Source organism: Marinobacter sp. MDS2 (assembly GCF_030718085.1).
Taxonomy (GTDB): Bacteria; Pseudomonadota; Gammaproteobacteria; order Pseudomonadales; family Oleiphilaceae; genus Marinobacter.
In genome coordinates this window covers 2,046,703-2,068,423 of sequence record NZ_JAVAJF010000001.1, presented here as the reverse complement: position 1 = coordinate 2,068,423, position 21,721 = coordinate 2,046,703, and the positions used below count along the sequence as shown (strand labels likewise).

The 21,721-nt window shown below is 57.6% G+C and carries 19 protein-coding genes and 1 riboswitch; of the genes, 6 read left to right on the top strand and 13 right to left on the bottom strand.

Going from position 1 to position 21,721, the window contains the following annotated elements:
* Window positions 1-3 precede the first annotated feature (3 nt).
* Window positions 4-2,586 (top strand): PEP/pyruvate-binding domain-containing protein, encoded by a 2,583-nt coding sequence (locus tag Q9245_RS09685; protein WP_305896938.1) that lies wholly within the window; start codon window positions 4-6, stop codon window positions 2,584-2,586.
* 146 nt (window positions 2,587-2,732) lie between these two features.
* Here the strand turns inward: Q9245_RS09685 and Q9245_RS09680 are convergent, their stop codons facing one another.
* The gene (locus tag Q9245_RS09680) at window positions 2,733-4,463 is read right to left on the bottom strand and encodes a SulP family inorganic anion transporter (protein WP_305896937.1); all 1,731 of its coding nucleotides are present in this window, start codon (window positions 4,461-4,463) and stop codon (window positions 2,733-2,735) included.
* A gap of 7 nt (window positions 4,464-4,470) precedes the next feature.
* Window positions 4,471-5,337, bottom strand: a complete 867-nt coding sequence (locus tag Q9245_RS09675) for an MBL fold metallo-hydrolase (protein ID WP_305896936.1) — start codon at window positions 5,335-5,337, stop codon at window positions 4,471-4,473.
* A 187-nt stretch (window positions 5,338-5,524) separates the two neighbouring features.
* On the opposite strand from Q9245_RS09675, the gene cobS reads away from it, so the two are divergent.
* The gene (gene cobS, locus Q9245_RS09670; RefSeq protein WP_305896935.1) at window positions 5,525-6,286 is read left to right on the top strand and encodes an adenosylcobinamide-GDP ribazoletransferase; all 762 of its coding nucleotides are present in this window, start codon (window positions 5,525-5,527) and stop codon (window positions 6,284-6,286) included.
* A gap of 12 nt (window positions 6,287-6,298) precedes the next feature.
* Here the strand turns inward: cobS and Q9245_RS09665 are convergent, their stop codons facing one another.
* From Q9245_RS09665 to cbiB, 10 genes are all read right to left on the bottom strand, one after another.
* Complete coding sequence (locus Q9245_RS09665) at window positions 6,299-6,967, bottom strand: DNA-3-methyladenine glycosylase I (RefSeq protein ID WP_305896934.1); 669 nt, start codon at window positions 6,965-6,967, stop codon at window positions 6,299-6,301.
* A gap of 17 nt (window positions 6,968-6,984) precedes the next feature.
* Complete coding sequence (gene bluB, locus Q9245_RS09660; protein ID WP_305896933.1) at window positions 6,985-7,686, bottom strand: 5,6-dimethylbenzimidazole synthase; 702 nt, start codon at window positions 7,684-7,686, stop codon at window positions 6,985-6,987.
* Window positions 7,683-9,152: a cobyric acid synthase gene (locus tag Q9245_RS09655; RefSeq protein WP_305896932.1), complete on the bottom strand. Its 1,470-nt coding sequence runs from the start codon at window positions 9,150-9,152 to the stop codon at window positions 7,683-7,685. The genes bluB and Q9245_RS09655 overlap by 4 nt, the downstream gene beginning before the upstream one ends.
* On the bottom strand, window positions 9,153-9,764 hold the full coding sequence (gene cobO, locus Q9245_RS09650) for a cob(I)yrinic acid a,c-diamide adenosyltransferase (RefSeq protein ID WP_305896931.1): 612 nt from the start codon (window positions 9,762-9,764) through the stop codon (window positions 9,153-9,155).
* A 29-nt stretch (window positions 9,765-9,793) separates the two neighbouring features.
* Window positions 9,794-10,558 carry an ABC transporter ATP-binding protein gene (locus Q9245_RS09645; protein ID WP_305896930.1) on the bottom strand — a complete coding sequence of 255 codons (765 nt, stop codon included), beginning with the start codon at window positions 10,556-10,558 and terminating at the stop codon, window positions 9,794-9,796.
* Entirely contained in the window at window positions 10,558-11,517 is a 960-nt protein-coding gene (locus Q9245_RS09640) for an iron ABC transporter permease (protein ID WP_305896929.1), read from the bottom strand. The genes Q9245_RS09645 and Q9245_RS09640 overlap by 1 nt, the downstream gene beginning before the upstream one ends.
* 39 nt (window positions 11,518-11,556) lie before the next feature.
* The gene (locus tag Q9245_RS09635; protein WP_305896928.1) at window positions 11,557-12,441 is read right to left on the bottom strand and encodes a cobalamin-binding protein; all 885 of its coding nucleotides are present in this window, start codon (window positions 12,439-12,441) and stop codon (window positions 11,557-11,559) included.
* A gap of 28 nt (window positions 12,442-12,469) precedes the next feature.
* Window positions 12,470-14,278 (bottom strand): TonB-dependent receptor domain-containing protein, encoded by a 1,809-nt coding sequence (locus Q9245_RS09630; protein WP_305896927.1) that lies wholly within the window; start codon window positions 14,276-14,278, stop codon window positions 12,470-12,472.
* A 155-nt stretch (window positions 14,279-14,433) separates the two neighbouring features.
* Window positions 14,434-14,638, bottom strand: a riboswitch (cobalamin riboswitch).
* A 47-nt stretch (window positions 14,639-14,685) separates the two neighbouring features.
* Window positions 14,686-15,732 carry a threonine-phosphate decarboxylase CobD gene (cobD, locus tag Q9245_RS09625; protein ID WP_305896926.1) on the bottom strand — a complete coding sequence of 349 codons (1,047 nt, stop codon included), beginning with the start codon at window positions 15,730-15,732 and terminating at the stop codon, window positions 14,686-14,688.
* On the bottom strand, window positions 15,729-16,664 hold the full coding sequence (gene cbiB, locus Q9245_RS09620) for an adenosylcobinamide-phosphate synthase CbiB (protein WP_305896925.1): 936 nt from the start codon (window positions 16,662-16,664) through the stop codon (window positions 15,729-15,731). Before cbiB ends, cobD begins: the two co-directional genes overlap by 4 nt.
* Before the next feature lie 125 nt (window positions 16,665-16,789).
* Here cbiB and cobT point away from each other — a divergent pair, with 125 nt between their 5' ends.
* The gene (gene cobT, locus Q9245_RS09615; protein ID WP_305896924.1) at window positions 16,790-17,848 is read left to right on the top strand and encodes a nicotinate-nucleotide--dimethylbenzimidazole phosphoribosyltransferase; all 1,059 of its coding nucleotides are present in this window, start codon (window positions 16,790-16,792) and stop codon (window positions 17,846-17,848) included.
* 6 nt (window positions 17,849-17,854) lie between these two features.
* Window positions 17,855-18,451, top strand: a complete 597-nt coding sequence (locus Q9245_RS09610; protein ID WP_305896923.1) for a histidine phosphatase family protein — start codon at window positions 17,855-17,857, stop codon at window positions 18,449-18,451.
* Here Q9245_RS09610 and cobU read toward each other — a convergent pair.
* Window positions 18,448-18,972 (bottom strand): bifunctional adenosylcobinamide kinase/adenosylcobinamide-phosphate guanylyltransferase, encoded by a 525-nt coding sequence (gene cobU, locus Q9245_RS09605; RefSeq protein WP_305896922.1) that lies wholly within the window; start codon window positions 18,970-18,972, stop codon window positions 18,448-18,450. The two genes, Q9245_RS09610 and cobU, sit on opposite strands and share 4 nt — an antisense overlap.
* 100 nt (window positions 18,973-19,072) lie before the next feature.
* Here cobU and Q9245_RS09600 point away from each other — a divergent pair, with 100 nt between their 5' ends.
* On the top strand, window positions 19,073-20,947 hold the full coding sequence (locus Q9245_RS09600; protein ID WP_305896921.1) for a putative nucleotidyltransferase substrate binding domain-containing protein: 1,875 nt from the start codon (window positions 19,073-19,075) through the stop codon (window positions 20,945-20,947).
* Window positions 20,940-21,662, top strand: coding sequence for a 3'-5' exonuclease (locus Q9245_RS09595; RefSeq protein ID WP_305896920.1), 723 nt, complete (start codon window positions 20,940-20,942; stop codon window positions 21,660-21,662). Before Q9245_RS09600 ends, Q9245_RS09595 begins: the two co-directional genes overlap by 8 nt.
* Window positions 21,663-21,721: the final 59 nt, after the last annotated feature.

Below are 21,721 nucleotides of genomic sequence, written 5' to 3'. Positions count from 1 at the left end.
GTTATGAACGGCGAAGAGTCTCGTCAGTCCCCGGACCGGGTATCCACCGGTCTGGCAGGGCTCGACGAGGTTCTGGATCACCTTCGAATCGGCGATAACGTCGTCTGGCGGGTTTCCCACCTCGAGGACTATCGCCGTTTCGTCCTTCCCTTTGTAGACGCGGCTGCAGATACAGGCCGACAGATACTCTACCTGCGCTTCGGCAATCACTCGCCGATCATCGAAAACCACCCCGCTGTACGCACCATCGAAATAGACGCTCTGGGCGGCTTTGAAAGCTTTACCAGCCGGGTTTGGCGGCTGATTGAACAACATGGCCGAGGCGCGTTCTACATCTGTGACAGCCTCAGCGAATTGCTTAATGCCTGGGCCACCGATGCCATGGTGGGCAATTTTTTCCGGGTGATTTGTCCGTTCCTGTTCGAACTGGATACCGTCGCCTGGTTTGCCCTGCATCCAGACCGCCACTCGCGCATGACACTGGACCGCATCCGCAAGACAACCCAGGTGCTGCTCGACGTACACCGCCATGGCGATGATGTTCAGGTGCAACCGATCAAAGCCTGGCGGCGGCAATCGCCCACCATGTTTCTGCCGCATCGCGAGCACAACGGCCAGTTCCAGCCCATTACCTACAGCAGTGATGCAACGCGGGTTCAGGCTTCGCTTGAGCAGGAAAGCCTGCACAATCAACCGCTGCTGGACTACTGGGACCGCCTGTTTCAGGACGCCAGCCGAGCCGTGGCCGAACAGGATCCGGATACCATCGCCGCTTTGCAGGAACAGGTGCTTCAGGTGCTGGTGAGCCGGGACCCGCAAATACTGGAACTGGCTCGGCGCTATCTGTCATTGGAAGACCTGCTCAGCATCCGCAGCCGGCTGATTGGCAGCGGCTATATTGGCGGCAAGGCCACGGGCATGCTGATTGCCCGCAACATCCTGCTGCACGACGACCCTGAGCAATGGCAAGATCAGCTGGAACCGCACGACTCCAGCTATCTGGGCACCGATGCCTACTACGCGTTTCTGGTTCATAACGGCCTGTGGCCCACTATTATGCGGCAACGGTCAGAGCGCGGTTACCTGAGTGAAGCACCGGCCTTGCAACAAGGTATCCTCAACGGCCAGTTTCCGGATGAGATCCGGGTCGAGCTGGAACGCTTGCTGGACCACTACGGGCAATACCCGATCCTGGTGCGCTCCTCCAGCCTGCAGGAAGATGGTTTCGGCAACGCCTTTGCGGGCAAATACGACAGTGTTTTTCTGGTGAACCAAGGCTCGCCCGAGCAGCGCCTGGCCGCTCTGGAAAACGCCATCCGGGAAGTCTATGCCTCGTCGATGAGCGAGGACGCCCTGGTGTATCGGAAACAGCGGGGGCTGGATCAACGCGAAGAGCCCATGGCATTGCTGATCCAGCGTGTGAACGGCCGGTTCCATAACCGCTATTACCTGCCAGATGCCGCCGGAGTAGGGGTATCGCGCAACACCTTTGCCTGGGACAGCAAGATGGACCCGAAAGCCGGCATGGTGCGGCTGGTAATGGGGCTGGGCACCCGGGCGGTTGACCGTATCGAAGGTGACCATGCTTGCGTCATGGCGCTGGACTACCCAACGCGACAACCCTTTCGCGACCAGGATGAAAGCTTCCGGTACTCGCAGCACCTGGTCGATTTACTGGATCTGGAAACCGGCAATCTTGAAACCCGCCCGTTGAGCCAGCTTCTCGGTACGACTCAGACACTGCCCATGTCGCATCTGGCCGAGCTGGACCGGGCGGCCACCATCCGAGCGGAACAAATCGGCCTCAAAGGGCCGGTCTGGCGCCTGACGTTCCGGCCGCTGGTAAAAGGCAGCGAATTTATCCGCCAACTGTCGAGCCTGTTGGCCACCCTTGAAGCGGGATACCGTCACCCGGTAGACGTGGAGTTCACTCTGCACCTGAATGATCAGGGCGAAACGTCTTTCAATCTGGTGCAATGTCGGCCACTCGCCACCATCGGTGAAACCGGGCCGGTACATATTCCTGATCCCTTGCCTCGAGCCCGGCTTCTGTTCCAAACTCGGGGCCACTTTATGGGAGGCAACATCAACCTTGGCATCACACGAATCATCCGTGTAGACGCGCCGGTTTATGCAAATTTAAACACCAGCGAGCGCTATGAAGTGGCCCGACTGATTGGACGGGTCATGCGTTTGTCCTCTGAGCCGACCATGCTGATCGGCCCCGGTCGCTGGGGCACCAGCAGCCCGGAACTCGGTGTGCCGGTGCGTTTTTCGGATATAGCTGGCGTCGCAGCACTGATCGAAGTATCGGAGAACGCCGGCGACATGGTGCCCGATTTGTCCTACGGCTCTCATTTCTTTCAGGATCTGGTTGAAAGCGGCATAGCCTACGGCGCTTTGTTCCCGGATATGCCGCACTGCCAATACCACCCCGACCGCTTGCCACCCGATCAGGCTGACAGCGCTCTTGAACCCGATAATCCAGTTGCGGCGGCCGTTCACGTGCACTCCCTGACATCCGGTCATCTGCAACTGACCGGAGATGTCCTCAGCCAACAGCTGGTGTGCTATTTCACGGATTGATCCGAGACAATAAGTCGCACCTTACCCTGAGGCGCGGGTATCGCTTGCTGCTAGAATGCGGCCATGGAATCGTTCACTCACTCTCAAACCGGTTTTCGTCAGGCGGCTCGCTATTTGCTGAGCATGCGGCTGGCGCTGATTCCACCTCAGGCCGGCAGCGCGTCCCCCCGATGCCCCGTCAACGTTGTCCACGCTTCGTAGGTGCTCAGGTAAACCTTTCCCCCCAACCGTTCCAGCAGTTCTGTGCCTTTCAGGCGGTCCATCACCGGCCCCTTCACTTCCGACAGATGCAACCGAACGCCGGCATCTGAAAGACGCTCGTTCATGGCCTCCAGACTCTCCAGCGCCGACGCATCGATCAGGTTAATCGCGGGGCATACCAGCACCAGATCTTTCAGTTCCAGCTCCCGGGCCACAAGTTCGATCACCGTTTCTTCCAGAAAGCGGGCGTTAGCGAAATACAAGCTCTCGTCTACCCGTAAAAAGGTGACTTTCGGGCACACTTCCACATCGTGCCGCAGCACATTGCGGAAATGTTCCGTGCCCGGTACCCGGCCCAACACCGCGCAATGAGGGCGACTGGTTCTATACAGGAACAAACCAATCGACAAGCCCACACCCGCGATGATCCCGGCTTCAACACTGTGCACCAAGGTCAGCACGATGGTCGCCAGCATGGCACCAAAGTCGGTACGCGAGTACCGGAAGGTGCGGCGCAGGGCGGGCAAATCAACCAAGGTCACCACAGCCACTATGATCGTTGCTGCCAATGTTGCCTGCGGCAGCCAGGCAATCGCGGGGGTCAGAAACAATGCCGCCAGCCCGATCCCCACGGCCGCATACGCTCCTGCCGCCGGCGTTTCGGCCCCCGCATCGAAATTCACCACCGAGCGGGAAAAACCACCGGTAACTGGCATCCCTCCGGAAAACCCGGCACTGAGATTAGCCGCACCTAAACCGATCAACTCCTGATCCGGATCGATTCGCTGGCGCCGCTTAGCCGCCAACGTCTGGCCCACCGAAACCGATTCAACAAACCCGACAACGCTGATCAACAAGGCGCTGACGGCCAGCTGGGACCAGAGCGCAGGATCCAGGCTCGGCAGAGTAAACGACGGCAGGCCAGACGGAATATCGCCAACCAAGCGCACGCCTTGCTGGTCCAGTCTTAACAGCCAGGCCAGCCACGTGGTCACCAGAACGGCCAGGATAGGGGCCGTTTTCGTCAGAATGTCAGCAAGGCGTGATGTCAGGCCCAGCTTTTCCAGCAGCGGCTTCAGGCCATGGCGCGCCCAGCACAAGAAAAGCAGCGTTCCGGCACCCACCAACAGGGTTGGCGCATTGATATCACCGAACGCACTGAGCAGAGATCGGCCAATATCCAGCAGGTTATGGCCCGAAGCCTGAACACCCAGTATATGTTTCAGCTGACTGGCCGCAATCACCAAACCGGAGGCAGAAATAAACCCGGAGATCACAGGATGACTCAGGAAATTCGCCAAAAAACCTAGTTTTAGAGCACCCATCACGGTGAGCATCAGGCCAGACATAATGGCAATCAACACGGCACCGGCAATGTATTCCGCAGAGCCCAGTGCCGCCAAGGGCGCCAAAGCCGCAGCGGTCATCAACGAAACCACCGCCACCGGCCCGACCGAGAGGGTGCGACTGGTGCCGAAGATCGCATAAGCCACCAACGGCAAAATGCTGGCGGATAAGCCAACCTGCGCAGGCAGCCCCGCCAGCAGCGCATAGGCCAGCGACTGGGGAATGAGCATCACCGTGACAATCGCTGCCGCAATTAAGTCGCTGGTGGCCTCACCACGGCCGTACACTGGAGCCCATTGCAGGATTGGCAAATAACGTTTGAGGTTCATACCCGACTCAGAACAGGTTCAGCGGAACTTTCAGATAGACCTGCCCATTATCCTCCGCTGGAGGCATCTCACCGGCCCGCATGTTCACCTGAACCGAAGGCAAGATCAGACGCGGCATCCCCAAGGTGGCATCGCGCTCGGTGCGCATCTTCACAAACTCGTCTTCAGATACGCCTTCGTGCACATGCACGTTGGCTGCACGCTGTTCCGCCACGGTGGTCATACAATGAAACTCTTCCCGGCCCGGTGCTTTGTAATCGTGGCACAGGAAAATCCGTGTCTGCTCCGGTAACGCCAACACCTTCTGGATCGACCGGAACAAGGTGCGGGCATCGCCGCCGGGGAAGTCACAGCGGGCTGTACCGTAATCCGGCATGAACAGGGTGTCGCCCACGAACGCTGCATCCCCAATAACGTAGGTGAGGCAGGCTGGTGTGTGCCCCGGCGTGTGGAGTACACGACCTTCCAAACCGCCTATGCTGAAGGTATCGCCTTCTTTGAATAGACGATCAAACTGGCTACCGTCCCGGGCGAATTCGGTGCCTGCATTGAAGGCTTTACCAAAGATTTCCTGCACATCGGTGATGCGGGCGCCAATGCCGGTTTTTCCACCCAGCTGTTCGTGCAGATACGGTGCGGCGGATAAATGATCGGCGTGAACGTGGGTTTCCAGCACCCATTCAACCGTTAGATCGTTATCGCGTACATACTGAATAATGGCGTCGGCTGACCGAACATCGGTCCGCCCGGCGGCATAATCAAAGTCCAGAACCGAATCGAGGATGGCACAGGCCTGACTGTCCGGATCCCGCACCACATAGCTGAACGTGTTGGTGGGTTCATCGAAAAAGTGTTGGACGATGGGCTGACTCATAGTACGACCCTCTGGCTTCATTATTAAATTTAGAATAAGCATATACCATTAAGGCATAATCGGTGAAGTAGTGTTTATCAATACCCAACATAGCAATTGGACATTAACTCGCCGCCGAAACGCATCCGGCGCGAATCCACTCCCACCAGAAGGTACAATGCCCGGCTTACGACTTAGCGGAGTTATCATGGCGACCAAACCCTCCCCGAACAACGAATGGCAGGCCTTCTGGCTGGCTGTTGGCTTTCTGACCCGCATTCCGATGCTGGCCAAGATCGACTATTCCCAGCGCTTGATGAACCAGAGCAGCCTGTACTTTCCGCTCGTCGGTTTGCTGCTAGGCGCCAGCTACGCGGTTGCGTTCTCGCTGTTTTCCCTTGTTACCAGCCCGGTGGTGGCTATCATTCTGGTGATCATCGGGCATTTATTTATCACCGGGGCGTTTCACGAAGACGGTCTGGCCGACAGTGTCGATGCTTTAGGCGGCGGCTATACCGTTAAGAAGCGACTGGAGATCATGAAAGACAGCCGGATTGGCACCTACGGCACGGTGGCGTTGGTCATGGCGTTGCTGCTGAAGGTGGCTTTGCTGGCAGAAGCGCGTTATATCTGGCTCGCGCTGCTGGTCGCGCCCGCCGTTTCGCGACTGACGCCCTTGTTGCTGATGGCGACACTGCCGTATGTCACCGATCCGGATAAAAGCAAATCCAAACCGGTCGCGGATGGTTTCTCTCATACACGACTGGCCATCGCGGCGGCCTTTGTGCTGATTCTCAGCGCTGCGCTGTCATTCTGGCACCCGCTTTTGATCATCGGCATCTTGCCGGCGGTGCTGCTGGTGGCCCTTTGCTGGGGTGCCTACCTGCGCGGCCAGCTAGGCGGCTATACCGGCGATGCTCTGGGGGCAAGCGTAGTATTCAGCGAACTGGTGTTATTGATGTTTTTGTGAGGTAAGGCCGGCTTAGTTATCCACAGTAAACGAGACAATACGGGATAGATGACTGATGGGCAGGCCCGTTTCCTGATGCCATTCGTTGAACGCCTCTTGAGCCTGAGTCAGCCCCTTCTTACTGCTCGGTGACGCGTCCAAAATTTCGGCCCGAGTCAATGCGGTCACCACGTCACGGGACATGATGAATCCATCCCAGCCTACCCGACGCAGAAAATACTGGGCGGTATTGCCGCCCAGTCGAGCGCCGTTGCGCTTCAGGTACATCAACAAGCCGACCTGATCCTCACTGGGCCATTCCGCCAGAAAGCGGCCAAAGCTTCCGTGATCCTGAGCAACCTCCATAATCATTCGGGCGTTTTCGGGCACCGTGCGGATTTTCTGCAGGTTTCGGACAACTCGCGTATCACCCGCCAGCTGCTCCAACACTTCTACCGGCACCTGTTGCCAATAAGCCGGAACGAAACCTTCAAAGGCCGCCTCGAAATCCGGCCATTTGTTCTCGATCACGCGCCAGACAAACCCGGCCTTGAAAATGCACCGGGTGATTTCGGAAAGGTAACGGTCGTCGCCTATTTCTCTCAGCCGCTCACGCTCTGGCTTCGGCGGCAGCAGTGCCTTCATTGCAGCCTCGCCACCTTTTCGAGCGGCGGCCTGCTCATAGAAAACCGAAAATGTCATGCCCACCTCGAAAAACCTCAACTCTTTTTCAATTGCTCAGCCAGGCCAATCTGATCTAACGGCTGCCCCCAACCATTTCCGTGCACCAGCTCTTCCAGAGGCAGGCGAGAGCGCCAGCCTTTCGCCTGCAATTCTGGTTGATCCAGAAACTCGCTGACATAACCCAAACAAAGGTATGCCAACGGGTAAACCTGATCGGGCAACTGCAGAATATCCGACAACCGGTCCTGATCCAAAATACTGACCCAACCGACACCAATGCCTTCAGCCCGGGCTGACAGCCAAAGGTTTTGCACCGCCAGACAGGTGCTGAACAAGTCCATTTCCATGATCGAGTTTCGGCCCAACACATGCGGGCCACCCCGGGAACGGTCGCAGGTGATGCACAGGTTGATCGGGCTTTCGATAATGCCTTGAAGCTTCAAGCTGCGATAGGATTCCTTGCGCTCGCCGGTGTAGTTATCAGCGGCCTTGGCGTTCTCTTCATCGAAGCTGGCCAGCACCTGCTCCCGTACCGGCAAACTGTCAATCACGATGAAGTCCCACGGCTGCATAAAACCTACGGACGGCGCGTGATGGGCGGCTTTCAGGATTCGGGCTAAAACATCGTCCGGAATAGGCTCGGGAAGAAACTGCGAGCGCACGTCGCGGCGTTCAAAAATAGCCCGGTACAGCCCTTCTCGCTGGGCTTCAGTGAACGGGTCGTTGTGATTGCTCATAGCTGCAACAGGCTCCTTAGCCGATCGGTATCCAAACAGGTTTCTACGTGATCCGCCAAGCGGTCCAACTGCTGTATTCGGTGGCTTTGGTAATCCACCGCTTGTGCCGCAGCCTGATTCAAACCCGCCCACGTCAGAATAGCATCGCAGGCTTCGGGCGCGTCGAACAAACCATGCACGTATGTACCCGCGATTTGGCCATCATCACTGACCGCGCCATCGGGCTGACCGTTCAACTCTGCAAAAGGGCGAGTCAGGGCCGGGCCCTCAGTTACGCCGTTGTGCATTTCATAGCCCTGCATCGTTAAATTTGTAGCCGCGCCCGCCACGCTGGGCGCCAGCGCGCCAGAGACTTGCTTCAGCTGCTTACCGGCTACCATCCGCGTGTTCATTTCCAGCAGGCCCAAGCCTTCGGTGCGGCCGACTTCGCCTTCAAGGCCGCCCGGATCTTCAACCCATTTCCCCAGCATCTGAAAGCCGCCACAAATCCCCAACACCTTGCCGCCATAACGCAGGTGCTTGCGCAGAGCTTCAGGCCAGCCTTGCTGTTTCAGCCACTGCAAATCGTGACGGGTGCTTTTGCTGCCCGGCAGGATGATCAGATCGAAAGGCGGTACGGGTTGGTCCGGACCAACAAAGGTGAGGTTTACCCCTGGATGCAGCCGCAAGGGGTCAAAGTCGTTGTGGTTGCTGATGCGGGGCAGTACCGGCACCACCACGTTCAACGCGCCGGCTTCGCTACTTCCTTCGATACTGACACTGTCTTCGGAATCCACCACCAGCCCGTGAAGGTACGGCAGTACGCCAAACACTGGTTTGCTCGTGCGAGCTTCAAGCCAGTCGAGCCCCGGCTCCAATAACGCAATATCGCCCCGAAAGCGATTGATGATGTAGCCCGCCGTTCGCGCCCGCTCGGTTTCAGACAATAATTCCAAAGTACCGACCAATTGCGCGAAGACACCGCCTTTGTCGATATCGCCCACCAACAGTACGGGGCAATCCGCTGCTTCGGCAAAGCCCATATTGGCGATGTCGTTGGCTCGCAGGTTGATCTCGGCCGGGCTGCCGGCACCTTCGGCAATGATCACGTCGTAGCGCTCGCTCAGCGCGCGCCAGCTGGCCATCACCGATGCCATCGCCTCAGCCTTGTAGGCGTGATAGTCCAAGGCATCCATATTACCGTGGACTTGGCCTCTCAAGATCACCTGGGCGCCGCAGTCGCTTTGAGGCTTCAGCAGAACCGGGTTCATATCGCTGTGAGGCTCAAGGCCGCACGCTAAGGCCTGCAGAGCTGTGGAGCGGCCAATCTCGCCGCCATCCACCGTCACCGCACTGTTCAGGGCCATGTTTTGGGGTTTGAACGGCGCAACCGACACACCCTGGCGGGCCAGCCATCGGCATAGGGCCGCCACAACGGTGGTCTTCCCCGCATCCGACGTGGTGCCCTGAACCATCAACGTGGGCATTTACAGTTCCACACCCTTCTGGGCTTTGATGCCCTGGTCTTTGAAGGCGTGCTTCACCACGCCCATTTCTGTGACGGTATCGGCCAGATCAATCAGCTCTTGCGGCGCACTGCGGCCGGTTACAACCACATGCTGCATTTCAGGGCGAGCCTGCAGGTCGTCCAGTACCCGGTCGAGGTCAATATATTCGTATTTGAGAGCAATGTTCAGCTCGTCCAGCAAGATCAAGTCGTAGCTGTCGTCTTTCAGCATGGCCGCGGTGATGTCCCAAGCCTCGTTGGCGCTCTTAACATCCTGCTCCCGGTTCTGGGTATCCCACGTGTAACCTTGGCCCATCACATGGTAGGTGACATTTGGCAGGTCCCGGAAGAAGGCTTCTTCTCCGGTGCTGAAGGCGCCTTTGATGAACTGGACAATGCCCACCTTCATGCCATGCCCCAGAGCACGGGCCACCATGCCGAAACCGGAGCTGCTTTTGCCCTTACCGGGGCCGGTCAGCACCAGTAGCACACCTTGCTCTTTCTGAGCCCGGGCGATCCGTTCCTGCATGATTTTTTGTTTGGCGGCCATGCGTTTGGCGTGGCGTTCGGGGTCTTTAGCGCGTTCTTTCATGATTGGCATCTCGCATCAACGTCAATTTATTAAGCTGGAACAAATACCGACAGCCCATTTTCTTTCAGAGCAACAAGGCGCTGGTTGTACAAACGCTCCAGCGCTTCTGGTATCAACATCTGTTCCGCAGGGCCCCAACAGGCGTCACCATTGGCGTACAGCAGCAGAACATGACTGCACCAACGCGCGGCCAGGTTCAGGTCGTGCAGGCACATGAAAACGGCTTTACCCAACTCGGCCTGATCTCTGAGCAGACTCATGACCTTGACCTGATGGTGCAGGTCAAGATGATTCGTCGGCTCATCCAGCAACCAGATATCCGGGTTCTGGGTCATCAGTGTTGCGATGGCAACCCGCTGACGCTCGCCGCCCGACAAGGTACTGAGCAATCGATCCGACAATTGATCGACATCCAGCGCCGCCAGCGCCTGTTGAGCTCTTGCCTGATCATCGGCTTGTTCACTCTCCCAAGGCGACAACCATGGGTGACGCCCAATCAAGGCAGTTTCCATGACCGTTGCGGGGAAACTGTCTTGCCGCTCCTGAAAGACCAGTCCCAGCTGCCGAGCAATATCACGGCGTTTTAGCTCTATCAGCAGCGAGTCGTTCAACACAACTCGGCCACTGCGTGCTGGCAATAGGCCCGCTAGGGTATGCAGCAGAGTGGTTTTTCCGGCCCCGTTAGGGCCCAACACCCCCCACGTCTGACCGGGTTCCACACTCAGATTAAGGGGAAAACCGTCTGCTCTACCGGGCACATTGATGATCAGATCGCGAGTATGCAACGTGCTCATTAACGGCTCCGGTGCAGTAGATAGAGGAAGGTCGGTACGCCCAGTAACGCAGTAATAACGCCCACAGGAAGTTGCTCAGGCGCGATCACGGTGCGGGCGAGGGTATCCGCCAAGACAAGGAGAGTGCCGCCCGCCAAGGCACTGGCAGGCAAAATGATGCGCTGGTCGTTGCCCAACACCAGCCGTAGCATATGCGGTACGATCAGGCCTACAAACCCGATACTGCCTGCGGTTGTTACCGCCGTCGCGGTCAGCAGGCTGGCGAGCACATAGATAGTCCACTCAAGCGGACGCACCGATACCCCTAATGCCGCTGCCTGCATCGGGCCACGCGCCAACACGTTCAGATTTCTGGCAAGCGGCAGAATCACCAGAATCGCCAGCACAAGAACCACTAACGCAGGCCAAGGGGTACGAGCATAGGAAACATCGCCCATCAGCCAGTACAGCATGCCTGGCAGTTTATAAGAGGGTGTGATCGCCAGCATGAGGGTGATCACAGCTCCCCAACCAGCGGCCACTACAACACCGGTCAGCAGCAGGCGCGAGGCGGTCCAACTGCCGGTGCCGTGGGCAAGACCGAACACCAACACCATTGCCAGCATGGCGCCGGCAAAGGCAGAGCCCGAGATCAGCAAAGCCCCCATTCCGGTCAGCATCGCCAACAACGCGCCAACCGCGGCACCGCCGGACAACCCCAGCACATACGGGTCAGCCAACGGGTTGCGTAACAACACCTGCATCAATGCTCCGGCAACCGCCAGTAGACCACCGGTCGCAAATGCGGCAAGGGTTCGCGGCAGGCGCAACTCCAACAGCAAAGTCTGGTGCAACTTGCTGCCCCCGCCCTGAATGACAGCCCAGAGCTCTGACGGTGCAATGGTTACGCTGCCTACCGCCAGCGCCAACATAAAGGCAGTCAACGCAATCGTACTGAGCACCAGCAGGGAACGGGTCATGGGGTCGGCACCTCTTTACTCGGGTGTTTACCGGCGTCACTAGCGTCCACGGGCAACATCCAGTCTTTGGCAAATATCACGACTCGCTTCAAGAAGCCGCGGGGTCGGCCTTGATATCGGAGATGCTGGCACAAAGAACAGATTGTGTTTTGCCACGGCGTTCATTCCAGAATAGCTCTTCCAGTGATCGAGTTGGTTATCTTCGATACCCTCAACACTTGCGGTAATAATTGCATGGGGGTCGGCCTCCAGCACCACTTCTGCGCTTATTCTAGGCACCAGCCGCGGCATGTCGCCGAATACATTCACCCCGCCGCAAAGCTGAACCACTTTTCCAATCAAATGATCATCGTTGATGGTCATCAGCGGCGTCTGCCAGACTTGATAGAAGACCGGCATGGGCTCTGCGTCCTTGTACTGATCAGCAATCTTGGCGATTCCTTTGCGGAAACGTTCTGCTTCCGCAAAGCCTTCCTGTTCCGTGCCCGCCAGTATCGAAAGCTGTTCAATGGCTTTCGAAACGCCCTCAAAGGTACGTGGTTCAATGGCAAACATGGGCAAACCGAGTGCTCTCAGCATCTCCATTTGCGCCGGGGGATTACCGGTGCGCCACGTAATCACCAAATCAGGCTTATGCGCCAACAACGCTTCCAGATCTATTCGGGTGTGATTACCTACCAAGGGTAACTTGCGGGCTGCTTCGGGGTAATCGCTGTAGTTCACCACAGCGACCACCTTATCGCCCGCTCCAGCAGCAAATACCAACTCGGTGGCACCGGGTGACAAGGTGGCGATGCGTTTTGCTGGTTGATCCAGGCAAACTTCTGCACCCAGGTCATCCGTTACGCAAACTGGGGCAGCCAATCCCGGAAGTGCCAGCAGCATCCAGCCCAACATCACGGCTATCGCTTTCAGCTTTATCACTGGCATATCCCCGGCGTTGTCAGATTATTTATCGAATGTCATAACGGACGGTCAGCATGGCTGTGCGGCCTGCAGCAATATAATCCAAATCTTGTGAGCTGGAATATCGAGCAGTGCTGTATTCTTTATCCAGAACGTTAGCCACTGTTAGGCGCGTTGACCAGTCCTTGGCAAAACGCCAGCCGGCTCGCAAGTCCAGCGTGACAAAACCCGACAACCGATCATCATTACTGGCATCGTCGTACCGATAACCTTCCGCAACCACCGTTCCGCCAAAGTTCCAGGTTCCGATGTCCTTGCTCAAGTCGAGTCGCAAGGTTTTGCCACTGCGACGCTGAAGACGGTTGCCAGTTTCCCGGTTTTCAGGATCAAGCAAAGTCAAAGCGGCATCACCGCGCCATCCGTCGCGCTCAAAGCCTGCACCAAATTCCACACCACGAATCCGGGCTTCGTTGACGTTCATCGGTGTCCACATACCACTGGGCGTAGGTGCCCATGCAATCAGATTGTCTACATCAAGCTGGAACAATGCGGTATCCCAGAACCAATACTGGTAGTGTCCACTGAAACCAACTTCGAAAGTCGCTGATTCTTCTGCCTTAAGATCCGGGTTGGCACCCGGAAAATACAAATCATTGAATGTCGGGGCGCGGAAAGCGGTACCGTAGCTCACCCGGACACGGTGAGAACGATCGAAGGCGTGCCCCAAGGCAACACTGCCGGTCTCGTTCTTGCCGTAAGCCTCGTTATCATCCCCTCGCAAGCTCAGCATCAGATCGGTTGGCCCGAAATTCAAACGCAGCTGCGTATAAAGTGCCAAATTAGATCGGCTAGTCTCGGCATAATCTGTCGTGCCGCCCACTTCATCATTCATCAATTCAGTACCAACAACCAACTCGTGAACATTCCAAGTAAACGTGTTGTCCCAGCGAGCTGCACGGGATCGTGTGTCAAAAGTGCTGCTGAAGGTAGGTGTCACATTATCGGTTTCGTCACGAGACTCGGAAAACTGCAACGACTGACGCCAGTGGTCACTCACCGGAGTTTCCAGCCCAAAGCCAATGGTTCGGAGCATATAATCGATGTTGCCACCTTCGTACTCAGTATTACCTTCGCTCTGAACTACAACCAGACTGGCTTCGCCGCCAGATTCTAATTCGTGGACAATTCGCCCAACTCCCGCGGTGTTTCGGAAACCTCGATCTTCACCATCCGTGATCACCGCCGTACCATCGGTTTCCTTATGAAGGCCACTTAAGCTAAAGCGTGTGTTTCCTGCGCTAGCGGCCACACCGGCGCTTCCTTTTTGCGTATTGAAGTTGCCTGCACCGAGCTCTACCCATCCAGCCGGTGTCTCCTCCGGATCAAGCGTAAACGCCTGAATCACGCCACCTACGGCGTCGGAGCCGTAAAGCGAACTCTTTGCCCCACGAACAATTTCGACACGCTCAACGAGTTCGGCAGGGAAATACTGCCAGGAGGGACCGCCAGAGGTGGCTGAACGCAGACGCACGCCATCCACTAAAAACAGGGTTGAATCATTCGCGGTGCCACGTGTGTACACGCTCGTGGTTTTCCCGAACGATCCATTGCCTGTCACGTTAATGCCCGGCTGACCACGCAGAAGTTCAGCAAAATCGGACGGATTTTGCTGGCGAATAGCGTCTTGATCGATCACGGTGACTGACGACAGGCTTTCGCCCGCTGTCAGCGGACCGAGGGTCGCTGTGACTACGATCGGCTCAAGAGTGGAGCTATCAGTTTGTCGGTCAGCCGCAGTGGCCGGAAACGCCAGGGGCAACAAAAGTAACGCCGGAATGGCCTTCGAAGGGGTCATATCATCACTCACAGTTCACCGCACGCACCCGCGCGGTCGGTCTTGGTTACTGCGAAGGACAATTAAGGTGATCGGACGGGGGTGGAGGGCGTGGAGTTCTGATGAGCCGGATCACCCACCGCCGTCGCCCTCCGCAACGTCTGGTGTACGGAGTTGTGGAACTCCGTCTTTCAGGCCGGTCTCCGGACTTTCAGGTGGAGACTGTGCTCCGGAGCAATCACCTTCCCATGCCTATGACACAGTGGCGTAACGGATTGCTATTAACCTGATTACCGTTGCGGGGGCAGTACTGGACTCTCACCAGCTTCCCGTTTCACTCTATGGATTCATCCGACTATCGCCAGTCTGAAATGAAAATGCAGAGCACCTGAAATCGCGGGCAAGACTACCAACCGGGGTGAGGGTGGTCAATGACATATATGAATTCCCGACAGAGCGTCAGCCAGGCGCCGCCAGCTGGCCTCATCGGCGGGCAAACCAAAGCGCAAAGCCTCGGGAGTATCGAAGCACCGCACCAGAATTCCGCACTGGGCGAGCCGGTCTGCGATTCCCGCTGCCTGCGGGTGTCTTACCGTCTGAAACAACAACGCACCGGAAGGGTGGCCCAGACCGTGTTGTTCAAGCAAAGCGAACAATCTGACAGATGCTTCTTTTTGCTTGATCAATGCTTCAGCTTGCCAGTTCTCGTCTTGCAAAACCCGCTTCATCAGATATCGCGCAGGGCCGCTTATAGGCCAAGGCCCGAGTTCGTGGTTGACGTGTTTTGCCAGCTCACGCTCTAACAGCGCCGCGCCGGCGCGAATTCCGGCCAAACCGAAAAACTTGCCTAACGACCTCAGTATGATGAGATTGGCTGCGCCCGCCCATGGGTCGAGCGTATGGTCGGGAAGCCCTTCGATGAACGCCTCATCCACCACCAACCAGCCACCGCGCCGCGCTAGCCGTTGCCGCCATGCCAATAATCGCTCGGGCGATAACACCTGCCCGGTCGGATTGTTCGGGTTAATCCAAACCACCACATCCACCGAATCCAGCCAGCTCAGATCATCCGCCAGCGCTTGTTGCGCTGAAATACCCACCACATCAAAACCCGCCCGCTGCCAGGCATGGCCATGCTCCCGGTAACCCGGCATGGGCACCGCCACCCGGCCAAGCCCGTGCAAGCGCTTGCGAACGGCCGGTAATGCCATGATGGCTTGCTGGCTACCCGCCACAGGCAGACAGGCCGCCTCGGCCGGTGCACCGGCCCAATGACGGATGATGTCTTCCAGACCATCATCCGGCTCGGGCAGGCGCTGCCAAACCTCCATGGGAATTTCAGGAATCGGATAAGGAACAGGGTTTATACCGGTAGAAAGATCCAGCCACTGGTCTCGGGGTATGCCCCATTTGCGCACCGCGGCTTCCAGCCTGCCGCCGTGCTCGGGGCTCTCCGGTGAATGAAACGGAATCACACAGCACCTCCGGCCCAAAAACCAAAGGCAAACAGCGCGAGCACACTCAACCAGAGCCCCACACCTCTCTGGACCAGCCCGATCGCCCCTTCAACTGTCCGGGCGGTTGCCTCAGGGCCGCTGCCCAGGCGGGGGCGTTGTTTAACGCCACTGGCATAAGGTGCCGGGCCGCCGAGGGAAACCCCCAGCGCTCCGGCTCCGGCCGCCATCACCGGGCCGGCATTAGGGCTGTCCCATGTTTTGGCCTGACGAAACCAGCACGTCATCGCCAGCCGCGTGTTGCCCACCAGCGCGTAGGTCAGCGCGGTCAGCCGCGCAGGCACCCAGTTCATAAGGTCATCCAGCCGGGCGGCAAAGCGCCCGAAATAAAGATAGCGCTCGTTACGATAGCCCCACATGGCATCCAGCGTGTTCACCAGCCGGTGCAAAACCACACCCGGCAAGCCCGCCACCAGGAACCAAAACAAGCTGGCAAACACAGCATCCGCGCCGTTTTCTAACATGGACTCGGCGGCGGCCGCGGCCACCCCGCTGTCAGAAAGCGATTCCGCATCACGGCTCACGATGCGTCCCACCGCGGCCCGCGCTTGTTCACCATGCCCTTGCAGCAAGGCGTCCGATACCGCCTTGCCATGCTCGGCCAGGCCCCGCAGCGCAATGGCCAGCCACAGCACAACCGCCTGCACCAATAACGCCGCCCAGCCCCTCAACAATTCCTGTAAAACCATTGCCACGGCGATCAGGGGCATCATTAACAATACGGCGGCAATGCCACCGATCATCACACTGCGGCTCGATTGTTGCGGCCGACGATTAAAGCACCGCTCAACCCAGACAACCACTCGGCCAAAGCCCACCAACGGGTGCCAACGGCGCGGTTCTCCAATCAAAACATCCAGCAGGACCGCCATACAGCACGCGGCTACCGACATAGATAACGCATCCAAGACCATACCCTCATGAAGAATGCCGGCAAGTCTACCCGACTCGAGCCTTACCTTGACACCATTCGGCCACAGATAGACCATCCTCACTTTCTGTTCACAAGGAACACTCCATGCCTCTGCCCAATAGCTGGCTTCAGCCGCCCCACACACCCTCCAGTGCGCATTTAGAGCTTGCCGAAGCTCGTCAGCAAGTACTCACTAAACCGCCCGGGTCGCTGGGTAAGCTGGAACAGGTCGCCATTACCCTCGCCGGTCTTGCGGGTAGCGCAACGCCGTCCGTTGACCCGGTTCGTATGGTGATTTTTGCCGGTGATCACGGCGTGTGCGCCGAAGGGGTGTCCGCTTTTCCACAGGCGGTTACCGCGCAAATGATTGCCAATTTCGCCCATGGCGGAGCTGCCATCAGCGTCATGGCGAAAGAATTGGGCGCCAGTCTTGAAGTGGTGAATCTGGGGACCGTTGCAGATGTGCCGGCGTTGCCTGGGGTGATTAACGAAATCATCGCTCCCGCCACGGCGAATATGGCTCAGACCTTCGCCATGACACTTGAGCAGGTCGATGCGGCTCTCACCAGCGGCGACAACGCCGCGGAACGAGCAAAAACAGCTGGCTGTCGATTGTTTATCGGTGGCGATATGGGCATTGGTAACACCACCAGCGCTTCGGCTATCGCCTGTGCTCTTCTGGGACACCATCCTCAGCAGTTGGTCGGTCCGGGAACCGGCTTAAACAGCGAAGGGGTGTCCCGCAAAGAGGCCGTGGTTGAACGCGCTTTGGCGCGCCACGGTGACAGCAAAGACCCACTCACGGTGCTGGCATCGTTAGGCGGCTTCGAACTTGCGGGCTTGGTCGGTGCAATTATGGGCAGCGCAGCCCGAGGCATTCCGGTGCTGGTGGATGGGTTCATCGTCTCGGCCGCCGCGCTGATCGCGGTTCATCAGCAACCGGGCGTGCGCGCCTGGCTGTTGTTCGCCCACCGCTCCGCCGAACCCGGGCACAACGCCGTGTTGGAAGCCTTGGGCGCTTCCCCCTTGCTGGATCTTGGCATGCGTTTGGGCGAAGGTAGCGGAGCGGCTGTTGCGGTACCCCTGCTTCGTTCCGCCTGCGCGTTGCACAATCACATGGCAAGCTTTGCCGATGCCAATATCAGCGGAAAGTCAGAAGAGTAAAACACCATGACCACCACAATCGACCTGATCCGCCACGGCGAACCCGAAGGCGGCCCGATGTTCCGGGGCAGCAAAGATGACCCGTTAAGCGAGCAGGGCTGGCAGCAAATGCGAGACGCCATCGCCAGCACCGACCACTGGGACGCGATTGTCAGTTCCCCTATGGCGCGCTGCCAACGGTTCGCCGAAACCCTGTCCGATCAAAAAAATCTTCCACTGCATATTGAGCATGAGCTTCGGGAAATCGGGTTTGGTGCATGGGAAGGAATGACCGCAGAGCAGGTCGAGCAAGATTACGGTGATCATCTGAGCCGCTTCTGGCAAGACCCGATCAACTGCATACCACCCGGTGGCGAACCGGTCCCGGACTTTTACCACCGTGTTATCCACAGCATCAATCGCTGGCAAGAAACGCTCGCGGGGCAAAAAGTGCTGGTGGTTTGCCATGGCGGTGTTATCCGAATGGTGCTGGCCGATGTATTGGGCATACCACTGGACAAATCCTTCACCGGCTTTGCCGTGCCTTACGCCTGCCGCAGCCGTATTCAGATTGATCAATCCGAGTTTGGCGTGTTTCGCAGCGTAATCAGCCATCAGCCTTAGCCTTTGAGGGTCAGCGGCAACCCCGCAACCGACATCACCACCTCATCACAGCGCTGGGCGAGCGCCTGATTCAGCCAACCCAGCTCATCCGCAAAGCGCCGGGTGAGCGGGTCCATGCCAATGGTTCCCAACCCCACCTCGTTGGTGACCACCACCACCGAACCGGGATAGCGCTCGATAGCACGAAGAAACGCCTCCCGTTCCTGATCGAACACCTCGTCACCGGCAAACAATAAATTGCTCAGCCACAGGCTCATACAATCGATGAGCAACAGGGGTGGGTTAGCCGTTTCGGCCTGCCAATCATCAAGTACGCTGGCCAACCGCAACGGCTCTTCCTTCAAGCCCCAGTCAGCCGGGCGCTGCTGTTGGTGCCGGCGAATACGCTGCGCCATTTCTTCATCGCCCGCCGTGGCGGTCGCCACATACACCACCGGCTCTTCCGCCGCCTGCGCGCGTTGTTCTGCCATCGCGGTTTTGCCGGAGCGAATGCCGCCGGTTACCAACAACTTTATCGCCATACCAAGCCTCCCGAAGGCCCGTGAGAAAGGGCCCAAAGGTACACCAAAAAAAACCACAACTGCTATAGTTTGGCCAGAACTCGTATTTGCTGGAGAAAGCATGCAGGCCGAACTGCTGGACATTCAAAATCACATTACCCAATACGCGCCCTTTGACGAAATGTCCGACGAACTGCTGGACAAAATCGTCACCAACATCGAGGTGGTTTACGTTCGGGCCGGCACCCAGATCGTCGAGCTTGGTCATCAGGCCGATAGCCTGCATTACGTTCGCAGTGGCGCCGTTGAGATCTATCGGCGTTCGGGCGAACTGTACAGTCGGGTGGGTGAAGGCGAGATATTCGGCCAATTCGGCCTGATGATGAATAAAAAGGTTCGCTTCCCGGTCAAGGCCATTGAAGACAGCCTGATCTACAAAATCCCCGATCATGTTTTTCATTACCTTTGGGAGCATGACGACAACTTCGCCGATTTCGTTGAAATTGAAGACCGCAGCCGCCTGCGTTCAGCCGTTTCGCGCAGGGAAAAATCGAACCAGTTAATGACTGCCCGAGTGACCCGCCTGATTTCCCGGGCACTGGTTTGCGCGCCCACGACGGTACGTTTGCAGGAAGCGGCCCGGATCATGACCGAAAACGGTGTCTCATCGCTGCCGCTAATGGATGAAAGCGGCGACACGCCAAAACTGGTGGGCATTATTACCGACCGCGATCTGCGCACCCGGGCGGTGAACCATGCCCTGGCCTCTGAAACCCCGGTCAGTGAAATCATGACCGAAGGTCTGATCACCATCAGCAGCCGGGCCTTTATTTTCGAGGCCATGCTGACGATGCTGCACAACAACGTGCATCACCTTCCGGTGATGGACGGCAATGAAGTGCGCGGGGTCATCGCGCTGTCGGACATCATCAAATACGAGAGCCAGAGCAGCATCTATCTGGTCAGCAACATCTTCCACAAGCAGGATGTTAAAGGCCTGAAAAAAATCAGTGTGGACGTGCGCGACAGTTTCGTACGCATGGTCAATGAAGACGCCAATTCACACATGGTGGGCAGCGCCATGGCCGGCATTGGCCGGAGCTTCAGCCAGCGCCTGCTGGAACTGGCGGAAGAAAAGCTCGGCCCACCACCCGTTCCCTACTGTTTCATGGCACTGGGCTCTATGGCCCGGGACGAGCAGCTGGTGGTCACCGACCAGGATAACGCTCTGATTCTGGACGACAGCTTCATCCCGGAAGAACACGACGAGTACTTTCTGGCGATGGCCAAGTTTGTTTCAGACGGGCTCGCTGATTGCGGCTACGCCTATTGCACCGGCGACATCATGGCCACCAACCCCAAATGGCGTCAGCCACTGCACATTTGGAAGAAATATTTCACCGACTGGATTGAAAACCCCAACGGCCAGACCCTGCTCAACAGCAACATTTTCTTCGATCTGGACGGCATCCACGGAGAAACAGACTTTGCTGAACAGCTGAAAACCCTGGTTGCCGAGAAAGCGTCCAGCAGCCAGCGGTTTCTGACCCTGATGGCTCGCAACGCGTTGAACCGTACACCGCCCTTGGGCTTCTTCCGCACCTTTGTGCTGGAAGAAGACGGCAAGCACCAAAAAACCTTCAACCTGAAACGTCGTGGCACCGCCCCCTTGTCCGATCTGATCCGCGTGCACGCACTGGCCTGTGGCTCCCGTTCACAAAACTCCTTTGAACGTTTGAAAGACATCGCCAAAACCAAACTGCTGGTTGATGACGACGCGGGTAACCTGCGCGATGCTCTGGAGTTTATATCCATTGTCAGGGTTCGCCACCAGGCACTTGCGATTGAGGAGGGCCGCGAGCCGGACAACAACGTGCGCCCCGAGGACTTGTCGCCGTTTGAGCGCAGCCACCTGAAAGACGCCTTCCAGATTGTCAGCAACGCTCAGCGATTCCTGAGATTCCGCTACAACGCAGGGACGGTCAGGAATGCCTAGCAACATCAAAAGCCGGAACAGCAAACAGAACTGGCCGGAAAACTATCGTACACAAGCGGCCAAGGCCGTCGATCCGCGGATCCGTGCGTTTTACCAAGCCGGTTGCCCCAGTCCGGAAACACCAATTAAAGATGTTCCGCTGTTGGCGCTGGATTTCGAGACCACCGGATTAGACGTTACTCAGCACTCAATCGTGAGTATCGGTTTGGTGCCATTCACCTTGTCCGGCATTCAGCTCGGTAAGGCCTGGCATCAGATCGTGCGCCCCAAACTGCCACTGCATCAGGAATCAGTCACCATTCACGGCATCACCCATGCTGAAATCAAGGACGCTCCCGATTTGGAAGAGGTGCTTGGCCCCCTGTTCGCGCATCTGAACGGGCGCATTCCTGTGGTGCATTACCGCAACATCGAACGCCCTTTTCTCAACATGGCTCTGCAGTGGCGCTTGAACGAACAGCTTCGCTTTCCAGTCATCGATACGATGGCCATCGAAGCCTACTTACACCCGAGGCGACGCCCCTCGCGCTGGCAGCAACTCATGGGCAAGAAACCGACATCGATACGGCTGCCTGACAGTCGAACCCGGTATGGCTTACCCCACTACGCCGGTCACAATGCCCTGATCGATGCCATTGCAACAGCCGAATTGTTGCAAGCGCAAATTGCGCATCATTTCAGCCCGGACACACCCATTGGCGACCTATGGGTATAGGCCACCGTAGCCCAAGCCCTCCGCAACCGCTAGAATGAGGTCAAACTTACCAAAGAGCT